The 13152-nt window shown below is 72.3% G+C and carries 11 protein-coding genes; 4 read left to right on the top strand and 7 right to left on the bottom strand.

Annotated elements, in window-relative coordinates; translation table 11 throughout:
- Positions 1-403 precede the first annotated feature (403 nt).
- Entirely contained in the window at positions 404-1204 is an 801-nt protein-coding gene (locus ACIOGZ_RS40285) for a hypothetical protein (RefSeq protein ID WP_363587257.1), read from the bottom strand.
- A gap of 67 nt (positions 1205-1271) precedes the next feature.
- Positions 1272-1778, bottom strand: coding sequence for a SigE family RNA polymerase sigma factor (locus tag ACIOGZ_RS40290; protein ID WP_363587258.1), 507 nt, complete (start codon positions 1776-1778; stop codon positions 1272-1274).
- Between the two features lie 283 nt (positions 1779-2061).
- On the opposite strand from ACIOGZ_RS40290, the gene ACIOGZ_RS40295 reads away from it, so the two are divergent.
- On the top strand, positions 2062-5010 hold the full coding sequence (locus tag ACIOGZ_RS40295) for an AfsR/SARP family transcriptional regulator (RefSeq protein WP_400989579.1): 2949 nt from the start codon (positions 2062-2064) through the stop codon (positions 5008-5010).
- 43 nt (positions 5011-5053) lie between these two features.
- Here ACIOGZ_RS40295 and ACIOGZ_RS40300 read toward each other — a convergent pair whose 3' ends face one another.
- A complete protein-coding gene (locus ACIOGZ_RS40300) occupies positions 5054-6910 on the bottom strand; it encodes a protein kinase (RefSeq protein WP_400989580.1) in 1857 nt (618 codons plus the stop codon).
- A gap of 612 nt (positions 6911-7522) precedes the next feature.
- Here ACIOGZ_RS40300 and ACIOGZ_RS40305 point away from each other — a divergent pair.
- From ACIOGZ_RS40305 to ACIOGZ_RS40315, 3 genes are all read left to right on the top strand, one after another.
- Positions 7523-7870 (top strand): hypothetical protein, encoded by a 348-nt coding sequence (locus ACIOGZ_RS40305; RefSeq protein ID WP_400989581.1) that lies wholly within the window; start codon positions 7523-7525, stop codon positions 7868-7870.
- Positions 7871-8044: 174 nt separating this feature from the next.
- Entirely contained in the window at positions 8045-8545 is a 501-nt protein-coding gene (locus tag ACIOGZ_RS40310) for a hypothetical protein (RefSeq protein WP_400989583.1), read from the top strand.
- Positions 8542-10614 carry an alkaline phosphatase family protein gene (locus ACIOGZ_RS40315; protein ID WP_400989585.1) on the top strand — a complete coding sequence of 691 codons (2073 nt, stop codon included), beginning with the start codon at positions 8542-8544 and terminating at the stop codon, positions 10612-10614. The genes ACIOGZ_RS40310 and ACIOGZ_RS40315 overlap by 4 nt, the downstream gene beginning before the upstream one ends.
- Positions 10615-10670: 56 nt before the next feature.
- Here ACIOGZ_RS40315 and ACIOGZ_RS40320 read toward each other — a convergent pair whose 3' ends face one another.
- From ACIOGZ_RS40320 to ACIOGZ_RS40335, 4 genes are read right to left on the bottom strand one after another with little or no spacing between them, the layout of a single operon-like run.
- On the bottom strand, positions 10671-10862 hold the full coding sequence (locus tag ACIOGZ_RS40320; protein WP_244293816.1) for a hypothetical protein: 192 nt from the start codon (positions 10860-10862) through the stop codon (positions 10671-10673).
- A 33-nt stretch (positions 10863-10895) separates the two neighbouring features.
- Positions 10896-11633, bottom strand: a complete 738-nt coding sequence (locus tag ACIOGZ_RS40325) for an SRPBCC domain-containing protein (protein WP_363632670.1) — start codon at positions 11631-11633, stop codon at positions 10896-10898.
- 30 nt (positions 11634-11663) lie between these two features.
- Complete coding sequence (locus ACIOGZ_RS40330) at positions 11664-12923, bottom strand: cytochrome P450 (protein ID WP_400989588.1); 1260 nt, start codon at positions 12921-12923, stop codon at positions 11664-11666.
- 11 nt (positions 12924-12934) lie between these two features.
- Positions 12935-13150 (bottom strand): MbtH family protein, encoded by a 216-nt coding sequence (locus ACIOGZ_RS40335; protein WP_363587266.1) that lies wholly within the window; start codon positions 13148-13150, stop codon positions 12935-12937.
- Between the last annotated feature and the right edge of the window lie 2 nt (positions 13151-13152).

Raw genomic sequence — 13152 nt, forward strand, 5'->3', positions numbered from 1 at the left:
TGTTTTCCGCTCCGTTTCCGGCGCTTCGTTCATCCAACTCGCTGGTGTCTTCTGCGGCTTGACGCCCCGTCCGACGTTTCAAACTCTAGCCGATCTCCACTCCGAAAAGCGAATCGACCGCAATCCAATAAAACGAGCACACCGATATACACACCGGGCCTCGCTCGCACATAGCAAGCCGACCCGGCCCGAACCCGGGACGTGGTGTTTCGAAAGGATTGGCCGCCCCGGGACCGTCCGCGCCGATGCGTGTCCGGTGCTCCCTGCCGAGCGACTGGCTGACAGTACCCCTACTCAGCGCCCGAAACAAATGCCCAGCCCAGGGCGCGCCCGCCAAGGCGAGCACGGACAGACCGTGCTCGACCTCGGCGGACGCACCCCCTACAAAACGCGACGCGCAGGGTCAGCCGACGGCGCCGAGGATCGGCGCCCAGGCGGCACCGGTGAGTGCGGCCACCGCCTGCTGCTCGGAGAGCGGAGGAGCGGCACGGGTCGGCTTCGGCGTCTCGGCGCCGGTGCCGCCGCCGGTGCTGTTCCACTGCACCATCTGAAGCTGCGCGCCGGTCGACTTCAGGGTCACCGTCACCGTCCAGCGGCGGGCGGTGTCGGGACGGACCGGGTGCGCGGCCGCGTTCTGCTGGAACATCACCAGGGCCCCGCCGGGAATCTCGGCGCTGCTCGGCAGCTCGCTCATCTTGCAGGTGTCACCGTCACGCTTGGGCTGCCACTCGCAGCTCAGCCCGTCGCCGTCCTTGAGCGGCAGCTGGAGCCGCACGGCCGAGACACCGACGAAGGCGGCGCCGTGCCCGTCGTCGAGGACCAGTCCGCCGTTGGCGACGCGCCCGTTGGACGGATCCGAGGGGTTGTTGCTCTGCCCGCTCTCCGCGCTGAACCGGCCGCCGGGGAACGACGCCTCCAGAGCCTGGATCATCTGGGTGTCGGTGATCGCGGAACGCGGCATCGCCATCGCCGCCACCCTGATGTCGGATCCTTCGGAGTGCATCCCGGCGAGCACGTCGGGGATCACCAGGCCGGCCGCCGCGATCACGGTGCAGGCGCCGACCCCGGCGATGACGCCGGCCGTGCGCCGACGCCGGCGGCTTCGCCCGCGCTGGACGGCTCCGCGCATGAGCGTGGTGAGGTCTGGTTCGAGGGAGTCGGTCGTGCGGTCCAGGGCGTGTGCGAGGTCTGCTTCGAACGGCATGCTGGCGTCACCTATTTCTGTCGCTGATGGGGGCTTCGTGGCGGTTTCGACCTGCGCGCACCGATGTTCAGTGCGGAACCAGGTCGGACAGGCTGTCGCCGAGCAGGGCACGCACCCTGCCGAGCGCCCGGGTGCCCTGGGAGCGGACCGCGCTGCTGCTCAGCTTGAGCATCCGGGCGGTCTCCTCGATGCTGCGGTCCTCCCAGTAGCGCAGCAGCAGCACCGCCCGGTCGCGGGGCGGAAGTTGGCCGAGCGCGTCCAACAGGGTGAGTCGCAGTGCGGTGTCGGGGCCGGCCGCCGCGCTGTCGGGCATGTTCCCGATGGGGCGCTCGCCGCTGCTCCGTCGACGCCGCAGGCTGAGGAAGGTGCGGACCAGGACCGTCTGGGCGTAGGCGGCCGGGTTGTCCGCCTTGGCCACCCGCTTCCAGTGCACGTACACCCGGCTGAGGGTCTCCTGGACCAGGTCCTCGGCAAGATGCGCGTCGCCGGCCGCGAGGACGTACGCGGAGCGGTACAGCGCCTTCGCCCTCGCCGCCACGAACGCCAGGTACTCATCCTCCTGTGCTGATTTCACTCGGTTCCCGCCTGTTCCCTTGTCCTGTGATCCCCGTGCATACCCCTCATGACTACGTAAGGCGTCAGCATGTCGCGCGGGCGGGGCACCTTCTTTTTTTTCACCGCTGCCGCGTCGGCCGCCCTCTACGGACACCTTCGTCTCCCCTTCGTCTCCCCTTCGTCTCCCCGCGGCCGACCCCGCGAGAAGCAGCCCCGGCCAGCGGTGATGCGGTCGGTATCATGCGCCCGGGGGTTCGTTTGCAGGCAGAGGGGAACGGTCGGTGGGTGGGTTGCGGTTCACGGTGCTGGGACCGATACGGGGGTGGCGGGACGGCGGCGAGCTCGCACTCGGGTCGCCGCAGCAGCGGAACCTGCTGCTCTCGCTGCTGCTGAGGGCCAACCACCCCGTGTCGACCGGTCAGCTCGTCGACGACCTGTGGGGCGAGGAGCCGCCCGCCAAGCCCGTAGCCGTGATCCGGACGTACGTCCACCGCCTGCGCCGCGTCCTCGGGCCCGCCCCGCTGACCTCGCTCAGCGGGGGCTACCTGCTCACCGTGGATCCCGGGGAGCTGGACACCCACCGCTGCGAGGAGCTCGTCGGCGCGGCGAAGGAGCTCAGCGGCGCCGGGGAGCACGCCCGCGCCGCCGCGACGCTGCGCCTGGCACTGGCCCTCTGGCAGGGCGAGCCGATGTCCGGACTCTCCGGCCCCTATGCCGAGCGGCAGCGCGGCGAGTGGACCGAACGCCGGGTGACCGTCCTGGAGTCGTGTCTGGAGGCCGAGATCGAGGCCGGACCGTCCGGCGAGGCCGTCGCCGAACTGACCGCGGTCGCGGCCGAGCACCCGCTCAGGGAACGGTTCTCCGAGCTGCTGATGCTCGCCCTCTACCGGGCCGGGCGGCAGGCCGAGGCCCTGAGCGTGTACCGCGACACGGACCGGCGGCTGCGGGCGCAGCTCGGCGTCGCCGCCGGGCCCGGTCTGCGCGAGTTGCAGCGCCGGATCCTGGTGGCCGACACCGCCCTCGTGGCGCCCGCGCCGCCCCGGCCCGACACCACCACCACGGCCCGCCCGCCGTACCACGCGCCGATCCGGCCGACCCAGGTACCGGCCGACCTCGCCGACTTCACCGGCCGCGAGGCGCAGACGGAAGCGGTGCGGGCCGTCCTGCTCGCGCCCCGCACCGTGCCCGTGGCGACGGTGTCGGGCCTGGGCGGCATGGGCAAGACGGCCCTGGCCGTCCATGTCGCGCACGGCCTGGCCGCCGACTTCCCCGACGGCCAGCTCTACGTCGACCTGCACGGGGCCGACGGCCGCCCGACCCCTCCCGAGGAGGTGCTGGGCGCCTTCCTCCGCGCCCTCGGCGTGCCGGCGGAGGCGCTGCCCGCCGGGCTCGCCGAACGCTCCGCCCAGTTCCGCTCGCTGCTCTCCGGCCGACGCGTGCTGATGGTCCTCGACAACGCCCGGGACGCCGAACAGATCAGGCCGCTGCTGCCCGGCCGGCCCGGTTGCGCCGTGCTCGTCACCAGCCGGGCCAGGCTCGGTTCACTTCCCAACGCGCAGGTCGTTGAGCTGCCGGCCTTCGCCCCGGAGGAGGCCCTCGACCTGCTCGGCCAGGTGGTCGGCGGGCAGCGGTTGCGGGCCGAGGCGGACACGGCCCGGGAGCTCGTGCGGCTCTGCGGTCACCTCCCGTTGGCCGTGCGCATCCTCGCCGCCCGCCTCTCCTGCCGGCCGGGCTGGACCATGGCCCGGCTGCTCGACAAGCTGTCCGAGAATCGTCGCCGGCTGGACGTGCTGCGCACCGAGGACCTCGCCGTCGAGTCGGCGTTCCGCTTCGGCTACGACCAGCTGACGCCCGACCAGGCCCGGGCCTTCTGTCTGTTGGCGGTGCCGGACGTGCCCGACCTGTCGCCGGGCGCGGTCGCGGCGGTGCTCGACCTGCCCGAGCACGAGGCCGAGGAGCTGGCCGAGTCGCTGGTCGACTGCTCGATGCTGGAGACCGCGCCGCCGGACCGCTACCGGTACCACGACCTGCTGCGCGCCTTCGCCCAGCGGCTCGTCCCGGAGACAGCGGCCGACGTCGAGGCCGGCGCGGGCTCGGCCCCGGAGGCGGACCGCCCGGCCGCCGTCCTCACCCGCCTGGTGATCCGCCAGCACGCCGAGACCGTCGCGGCCCTCGGCCCGGCCGCCACCCGCGCGGCCCTGACCGGCGCCGGTGCACCGTACGCTCCCGACTGCCGCGCGGTGGCCCGCGGTCGCGGCGAGTACCACGGCATCGGCGCTCTGGTCGGCCAGTACGCCGGGCTCCCCCGGCCACCCCGGCTCGATCTGGTGGCCGAACTGCTGCTCGGGGGCAGCCTGTTGTGCGAGACCGGCCAGGCCGCCCGGCCGCTGGGGCACGCGGCCAAGGTCCTGCTCCAGGCCGCCGTCCGGCAGAGCGACCGAACGGCCGAGGTCAGGGCCCGGCTGGTGCTCGGTCGGCTGCTGACCGAGGTCGGCTCCGAACCCGCGGCCCTCGGCGAGCTGATCAGGTCCCGCGACCTGTGCATCGCCCACGGCCTGCCGGGGCCGCTGCTCGCCCTGGCCCACGCCTCGCTGGCCGCCCTGTTCCTCCAGGTCGGTCGGCCGGGCGACGCGGTCGACGGCTTCGCGGCGGCGATCGCGGTCTGGGAACGGCTCGGCGACCGGCGCTCGGTGGCGGGCGAACTGCTCAACCTGGCCGGTGCGTTCACCGAGCTCGGCCGGCCCGAGGCGGCGGTCCGCGTCGTCGACCAGTCCCTGCTGATCTGCCACCAGCTCGCCGACCACGAGCTCCAGGCGCTCGCCCTCGACTCGTTGGGGACGATCGCCCACGATCGCGGCGAGTTCGAGCAGGCCCTGCGCCACCACCGCGGCGCCCTCGCCCTGCTGCGGCCGGACGACCGGCGCCGGACGGGCCGCACGCTCCTGCGGCTCACCGAGTCGCTGCGAGCCGTCGGCCGCGGCGACGAGGCGGTGGAGGCGGCCGACCGGGCGGTCGAGGTGCTGACGCTCGACGGCGACCGCCGCGGGCGGGGGCTGGCCTTGGCGGCGCTCGGTGACGCGCTCGCCGACCGCGGCGCCGCCGAGGACGCGGCCCGGGCGTGCCGGTCGGAGGCCTACGACATCCTGGCCTCCATCGGCTCCCCCGAAGCCGACCGGCTGCGCGCCCTGATCGGCCTCGGCGGGGCCGCCGACCGGCCCCGCCGGCAGTGGCCGTCCTGGCTGCCGGCGTGATCCTCCCCTCGCCCCGGGGGTGTTCGGCTGGCGGGCCGACGGCTCAGCGCAGCTCCCACACCTGGTTCTCCGCGTTCGAGCAGGCCGCCACCCTGACGTAGTAACCGGCTCCGTCGGACGTCAGGCAGCCCTTGGTGGCGCCGTTGACGATCTGGTAGCCGCCCCGAACCTGCGTGAAGGACCAGAGCTGGTTGTCGGTGAACGGCGGGCTCGTCCAGATCTGCACGCGCCCGTCGCCCGTGTCCAGGTCCAGCACCTTGGTGTAGTTGCTGGAGGCGTTGCGCAGGAAGTACTTCCCCTCGAAGACCTTCTCCAGCCGCCACACCTGGGCCGACGTGCCGTTGACGCTGAAGGTGCCGACTCGGTTGCCGTTCTGGTCCCCGGAGTAGGAGTTGTCCAGCGCGCCGCCGACGCTGGCGATCTGTGCCTGGGAGGGCAGCTGTGGCTGCGGTTTCGGCTCCGGTGTGGGCGGCGTGGGCGGCGCCGACGTCGCGGACGGTGTGGGCGTGGGCGGTTCGTGGGAAGCGGGCGGGGACGGGAGGGCGGAGGTCGGCGCGGGCGGGGCGGGGTTCTGGCCGGTGGTGGGCGCCGTGGAGGCCGGAGCCGGCACACCGGGCTGGGACGGGGAGGCGGAGGTCGGCGCGGGCGGGGCCGGGTTCTGGCCGGCGGTGGGCGCGCCGGAGGCCGGAACCGGCACACCGGGCCGGACGGGCCCGGCGGAGGTCCGCCCGGCGACCGGCTCGGGCTCGGCGCCGGGCGTGGGGCTCCCGCCCGCTTCCGGTCCGGCCGACGGCACCGGGGCCGTCGGCTCGGCGGGCTGCTGTCCGGCGGGTTGGCGGTCGGCTGCCACCGCCGCGGGAACGGCCGGGCCCGAGAGGCCGGCCACCGGGCCCGCGACGGCGGCGGCGTCCGGCGCGCCGTCCTCGTCGGACCGGATCACCGTCGCGCCGGAGGCCCCGACCACGCAGAGCAGCGACAGCGCCGTCACCCCGATCAGCCCGCGCAGGCGGAACCTGGCCCACGGTGCGCGTCCGGCGACCGGCCGGGGCCCGACCGGAGCCGGCGGCGCCGTCTCCTCGGCCGGTGCGAGGGCGTCCCGTACCGCCGCGGCCATCGCCGCCGCGTCGGGCCAGCGCTCGCCGGGATCCTTGGCCATCGCCCGCTCGACCAGCGCCCACACCGGCGCGGGCACGTCCTCCGGAAGCGGCGGCACGGGCTCCGTCAGGTGCTTGAGGATCAGTTCGAGGGCGGTCTCCCCGTCGAAGGGGAGCTTGCCGGCGAGGCATTCGTAGAGGACGACGCCGAGTGCGTAGAGGTCCGCCGAGGCGGTGACCGTCCCGGTGGAGGCCTGTTCGGGTGCCTGGTAGGCGGCGGTGCCGAGCACCATGCCCGGTACGGTCAGCCGGGCGTCGCAGCCGGGCCGGGCGATGCCGAAGTCCGCGATCACCGTCCGGTCGCCGCGGACCATCAGGTTGGCCGGTTTGATGTCCCGGTGGACCACCCCGGACTCGTGCGCGGCCTCCAACGCCTCCAGCACCTGGAGCGCCATCCGGAGGGTCTCCTCCACCGGCAGCGCGCCGCGGCGCTCCAGCACGGCGCTCAGCGGTTCCCCGTCGATCAGCTCCATGACCAGGTAGCCGACCGAGGGCCGCCCGTCCACGGCGCTGTGCCCGTAGTCGTAGACGCCGACGATGCCCGGGTGGCGCAGCTGCGCCATGACGCGGGCCTCGGCGTGGAAGCGTTCGGCGAAGCCGGATTCGTCCAGCAGGGCCGGCTTCACCACCTTGACCGCGACCCGGCGGCCCAGGACCTCGTCCTCGGCGAGCCACACGTCGCCCATCGACCCGCCGCCCAGCAGGTCCACCAGCCGGTAGCGGTCGGCGAGCACGGTGCCGCGCATGATACTCCCTGAATCAAGCCCGAGGACCGGAGCGAATCCGGAGACCGGCCCGGTTCCATGGGCGCACCTTGGTCCGGGGCGCCCTCCGAGGATCATGACACCGGCAAAACAACTACTGGCTGTCCATCATATGAATCACGATCGACTCAAGCCATTCCCGCCCCATGCCCCACCCCACGCCCCCGCGTCTCGACGGCCGCGTTGACGCAGCCGACCGGGTGGGGTGTCAGGCACACTCCCCCGGCTGCGACCGGTCACCGGTCACCGGTCCACTCGAAGGAACGCCGTCGTCGAGCCTCGCGGAAGCCGTCGGCGGGGAGGCGGCTCGTCCTCGGTCCCGGACGGCCGCGGAGCAGGCCGTCAAGGCCTCCCGAAGCGCCGGACCGACTTCTCGCGCTTCTCGCGCCAAAGGTTCGTAGCAAAATTACCTGTCACTGGAATGCAGGTCACCAGGCCTTTTCGCATCGCGCCCCCGGACCGGCCGACCTAGCGTGGTTCGCGGCGCTCCTCCCCGGCATTCCTCGCCGCACGCGAGCCATGGGACTGAGCCGCAGATCCGCCCGAGCACAGCTTCGGCGGCACACGAACAGATGAATTCAGAAAGGCTCACGCATGGGCTTCAACCGTGTCGACGCGGTGATGGCCGTTCCCGACAAGCCGAACCAGCTCTGGGTGTTCTCCAACACCGACTACCGGCGCGTCGAAATCACCGTGACGAGCAGCCACCCGTACCCGGACAAGCTCATCCTCAAGGGCACCATCCGCGAGGACTGGCCCAGCCTGTCGGACTTCGCGAAGATCGACGCCGTCATGAAGGTCCCGGACGGCAGCAACGAGTACTGGGTCTTCTCCGGCGACCGGTTCGTGCGGATCAACGTCGCCAACGGGGAGCCGCACACGGACACCAAGACCTACGGTCCGGCGCCGCTGAGCGAGTGGGAAGGCCTCACCAAGGGCTGACGGCCGCCTCGGGTGCCCGGACCGCACCGGACCCGCCGCACCCAGCACTGGACGCCCGGCCGGGCCGCCCCCGGCCGGGTGTCTCACGTACCCGTACGTGCCCCGAGCCGTCGGTCCCTTCGTCCACCCCACCTCCCCCGCCCACGTTCGCCCGCTCCGATCGGAGACCTGCCCATGGGTCAGTTCGTCACAGACGTCAACGTCCTGGTCGCCTACGACGACCCGGTGCGAAGTCCGTTCCACACACCCACCGGGTGGGAGTGGATCGACGTCGACCTGAACAAGGGCGCGCACGGCGCCTACCTGTACCTCGTCTTCGAACGGTCCGCCGACGACCGGCCCGTCACCGGCATCCGCGTCCTGAAGGACGACGAGAAGCCGCCCGCCGGGTACCAGAAGCTGCCGGTCGACCTCAACAGGGGGACGCCCGTACACGGCACGGCCCTGTTCCTGGCCGTCACCCGCCAGGAAGGCGCAGGCCCGCCCGTCGTCGACCTCACCGTCACGCACTGGAAGGACGGATCGCAGGAGATCCCTCCCGAGACGGGCTACACCCGCGTCGACACCGATCTCAACAAGGGCGCCAAGGGCGACCTCATCTACCTCGACTACCTCCGGGCCACCGAGACCGCACCCTCCGGTTCGCCCGCCACGCCGGACCAGGAGAACGCGTGAACACTCCCCACTCCCCGCAGAGCGCTCCGTCGCTGCCGGACTCGCTGCTGAAGGCCCTCAAGCGCAAACCCCGCCCCGGCGGTCTGAAGGCCATCCGACACGTGGTCTTCCTGATGCAGGAGAACCGTTCCTTCGACCACTACTTCGGCAGCAACTTCCGAGGAGTGCGCGGGTACGACGACCGCAACCTCGTCACGTTCCCCGGGACCGACGGCCGCACCGTCCTCGACCAGCCCGACCCGGACCACCCGTCCACGCCCCGGAGGCCCTACCAGCTCAGACCGGACCAGGGTACGGCCGAGCCGGCGGCCCACACCTGGCCCACCGGCCACCAGGCGTGGAACAACGGCCGCTACGACCAGTGGATCAAGGCCAAGGGGACCGTCACGATGGGCTACTTCGACCAGCCGGAGGTCGTCGGCACCTACCGGGCGCTGGCCGAGCGGTTCACCGTGTGCGACGCCTACCACTGCTCGGTGATGAGCGAGACCACCTCGAACCGCAACTACCTCTTCAGCGGATTCGGCGGCTGGGAGCCCGACGGGTCGCGGGTCACCGGATCGGCCGCGCACGACCGCGAGAACCCCGATGCGACCTACGCGGGGGACCGGACGCCGGGCTACAACTGGTCCAGTTACCCCGAGATCCTGGAGGGCAACAACGACCCCTTCGGCTCCGACGGGATCAGCTGGCGCGTCTACCAGGGCTGGGACAACTACTACGACAACAACCTGGACTTCCACGCCGAGTTCAAGCGGATCTTCCAGACCGTGCTGAAGACGGCCAAGCTCGACTACCTGAGCCTGTACGACTTCTACAAGGATCCGAAGCGCGTGCGCCCGGAGGACGTGGAGGCCCTCGCCAAGGCGGTCGCCGACCTGCCGCCGGCCGACCGGAGCCTCTACGACCGCGGGCTCTTCCGCTGCCCGCCCCCGCCGGACTCGAAGCAGAACCCGAAGAACTACCGCGACTTCGTCTACGCGTTCGCCCAGGACGTGGCGGCGAAGAGGGTCCCCCGGGTCTCGTACCTGGTGCCCTCGGACGCGGACTCGGAGCACCCGGGCGACGGCGGTTCGGCCCCCATGACCGGCGAGGAGGTCGTCGCCCAGGTCCTGGACGTCATCGCCTCCGACGAGGACATGTGGGACTCCACCGTGCTGTTCATCAGCTACGACGAGAACGACGGCTTCTTCGACCACGTGCCGCCGCCGGTGCCCCCGCAGGGCGTCGACGACGAGTACGTCGGCAAGGAGCCCATCGGCCTGGGCATGCGCGTGCCGATGATCGTCGTCTCCCCGTGGACCGTGGGCGGCTACGTCAACTCCCAGGTCTTCGACCACACCTCACAAATCCGGTTCCTGGAGGAGTGGTTGGGCGTACGGCAGCCCGCCATCAGCCGCTGGCGGCGCACCGTGGCCGGCAACCTCACCTCGGTCTTCGACTTCGACCGCACCGGCGACCCGCCACCGCAACCCACCGACCCCACCCGGCGTCTGGCCCGCCCGCTGCCGTACCAGCCGGACGCCCACGGCGCCCTGGACCAGAAGCAGGGCGCGTTCGTCCTCCAGCCGACCAACACCGGCGCCGCCGCCGTCCACCTGACCCTGTACGACAACGTCGGCACGTCCGGCGCCTACGACGCCCCTCGACACTTCGACGTGCTCGGCACCACCACGCCCGCCACCAAAGTGCCGGTGCGCGGAGGAAGTTACGACTTCTACCTCACCGGCCCCAACGGATTCCGCCGAGAGTTCGCCGGGAAGGCCGCCGGGGCCGCAGCCGAAACCTCCGTGGCCACCGCCATCGCCACCGCCCCGAAGCGCGTTCTCACCCTGACGATCACGTCGCCGAGCGCCACGCCGCAGACCGTCACCGTGGCGCCCCGGCACTACAGCACCGCGAAGGCGCTGACCGGGACCGTCGTCATGGGCAAACCCCTCGTCCTCGCCTGGGACACCGATGCCGCCGACGGCTGGTACGACCTGGACCTCGCGATCGCCGAGGACGCGTCCTTCCGCCGCCGCCTCATGGGCCACGTCGAGAACGGCCGGCCGAGCATCAGCGGCTGAACGGCGAAGAGGCCGGCGCCGGGGCGCGGCGCCGGCCTCTTCGGGTGTGAGGCGTCCTACCGGCGGCCGCGGGCCGGTGCGGGGTTGAGCTTGGCACTGAGCACCGACAGGAAGGTCGGGAGCCTGTCCACCGCGGTCTTGGGGACGGGGGTGACCTGGACGGTGTCCCGGACCACGTCCTGCACGACGAGCTTGTAGGTGCCGCCCTCCTCGACGAGTTCGGCGGCGTAGAGCAGTGTTTCTTCCACCAGTGATCCTCCGGTTGTCTGTCGTACGGCGGGTCAGGAGCCGTTGAGCCAGGCGTTCCACGCCTTGGTCGCCTGCTCCTCGTCCGCTCCCTCGGCGAACAGGTGGTGGCCCAGCCAGATCGGCCAGTTCCAGGTGCCGCCGTTGAAGAACCGGTACAGCGCGTCCGGGCCGCGCAGGCCGATGAAGTCGGGGCTGAGCCAGTCCACGACGACCGCCTCCGGGCCGCCGTCCGTACCGGGGACGTGGAGTTCGAGCCGGTCGCCGACGGCAGCGTCCTCGGCGAGGCCGAGGCGTCGGCGCAGGGCGGCGAAGTCGGCCGGGTCGGCGGTGGGTTCGGGGCGCTGGGCCTTGACGTAGACGGCGGGGCGGCCGCCGAAGTGCCGCAGGTACTCGGCGAGGCCGTGCTGGTAGAAGTGGACGTGCTTCTCGGCCGCGTCCGCCTTGGTGTCCCAGGTCGCGTCCCAGACGCCCTCGTGCACCCAGTGGATTCCCATCCGCAGGTGGCTCGTTCCGCTGTCCACCGGCTCGATCCGGTAGCTGAGCGTGTTGGAGAACTCGTCGCCCAGGGTCGCCCGGACGGCGAAGTGGCTCGGCGGCTCCCACACCACGACGGTGCTGTCGGACCGGGTGGCCTTTCCGCCGACGCGCGGCTCGACCTCCATCGGGTACAGCCAGCCCAGGTTGCCGGCGCCGGTGGCGACCGCGGCCCAGACCTGTTCGGGTGTCGCGGGCAGGTCCTGTTCCTTGCGGACCTCGAACTCTCGGGTCATGGTCGGTTCTCCTTCGTCGTCGGTCGGGTGTCAGTAGGTGAGCGGGAGGGCGCTCAGCCGCCGTTGCAGCGGGTTGGGCCGCCATTCGAGGGCCGCCCCGCCGGCGGCTTCGTCGGCCAGCCGCAGCTGCGGGAGCCGACGGACCAGCGTGCTGACGGCCACCTCCACCTGGAGCTTGGCCAGCGGGCCGCCGAGGCAGAAGTGCGGGCCGTGGCCGAAGCTGAGGTGCCGGTTGCCGGGGCGGGACAGGTCGAGCCGGTCGGGGTCCTCGAAGCGCTCGGGGTCGCGGTTGGTCGCGGCGAGGAACAGGTACACCAGCTCGCCCTCGCGCAGCGTCCGCCCGCCGATCTCGACGTCCTCCGCGACGACCCGGACGATCGCCTGGGTCGGCGTGTCGTAGCGGGCCAGTTCGTCCACGGCGGTGCGGATCAGCGCCGGGTCCTCGCGCAGCCGGGCCAGCTGGCCGGGGTGGCGCAGCAGGGCGAGCACGCCGTTGCCGACCAGGTGGGTGGTGGTCTCGTCGCCCGCGGTGATCAGGACGAAGCAGGTGGACAGCAGTTCGGAGTCGGTGAGCCGGTCGTCCTGCGCCTGCGTCGCGACCAGGGCGCTGATCAGGTCGTCGCCCGGTTCGCGCCGGCGCTGCCGGATGAGCCCGGACAGGTACTCCTCGTACTGCCCGATCGCCTCCTCGGACTTGTCGATGTCCTCGCCCAGCCGGCCGAAGCGGCGGAACCAGGTCTTGACCTGCGGGCGGTCCTCGGGCGGGATGCCGAAGAGCTCACAGACGACGGACATCGGCAGTGGGGAGGCGACCGCCTCGATCAGGTCCATGGCCGGGCCCGCCGCGAGCGCCTCGTCGATGAGCCGGTCGACGATCCGCTGGATGCCGTCGCGCAGGGCTTCGACCCGCCGGGCGGTGAACGCGCGGTTGGCGAGCTTGCGCAGCCGGGCATGGTCGGGCGGGTCGGTGTTGGTCATCACCCGGCCGAGCCGGTCGGTGAGCCGGCTGAAGGCCTTGAGGTCGCCGCCGAGCGCTCCGTAGGCGCGGGTCATCCGGTCCCGGTCGTTGGACAGCCGCAGGTCTCCCAGGGCCGCCTCGACGTCGGCGTACCGGGTGAGGTGCCAGATGCCCTCGGCGCTGCGGTGGACCGGGCTCTCGCGCCGCATGCGGGCGTAGAACGGGTACGGGTCCCGCCGGGCCTCGGGGGTGAGCAGGTCCGCGGCGAAGTCGTGGGGCGGGGCGAGGCCCGCCGCGGGGCGGGCCTCGTCCGTGGTGTCGGTCGCATTCACAACGGGCCGCGTTACCGCTGGGCGTCCATGGCGTCGGCGAGGCTCCTGGGCCGCATGTCGGTCCAGGACTTCTCGACGTACTCCAGGCAGGCGGCGTTGGTGTCGGGGCCGTGGGCGACGGTCCAGCCGTCGGGGACGTCCGCGAACTGGGGCCAGAGCGAGTGCTGGTTCTCGTCGTTGACGAGCACGAGGAAGGTGCCGTCCTGGTCGTCGAAGGGGTTGGTCATGG

Origin of the sequence: Kitasatospora sp. NPDC088160 (assembly GCF_044741445.1) — a bacterium.
Taxonomy (GTDB): Bacteria; Actinomycetota; Actinomycetes; order Streptomycetales; family Streptomycetaceae; genus Kitasatospora.

Coding starts and splice junctions, on each gene's coding strand:
- ACIOGZ_RS40285 (WP_363587257.1), bottom strand. CDS start 1,204: ATGCCGTTCGAAGCAGACCTCGCACACGCCCTGGACCGCACGACCGAC.
- ACIOGZ_RS40300 (WP_400989580.1), bottom strand. CDS start 6,910: ATGCGCGGCACCGTGCTCGCCGACCGCTACCGGCTGGTGGACCTGCTG.
- ACIOGZ_RS40305 (WP_400989581.1), top strand. CDS start 7,523: ATGGGCTTCAACCGTGTCGACGCGGTGATGGCCGTTCCCGACAAGCCG.
- ACIOGZ_RS40310 (WP_400989583.1), top strand. CDS start 8,045: ATGGGTCAGTTCGTCACAGACGTCAACGTCCTGGTCGCCTACGACGAC.
- ACIOGZ_RS40325 (WP_363632670.1), bottom strand. CDS start 11,633: ATGACCCGAGAGTTCGAGGTCCGCAAGGAACAGGACCTGCCCGCGACA.
- ACIOGZ_RS40335 (WP_363587266.1), bottom strand. CDS start 13,150: ATGACCAACCCCTTCGACGACCAGGACGGCACCTTCCTCGTGCTCGTC.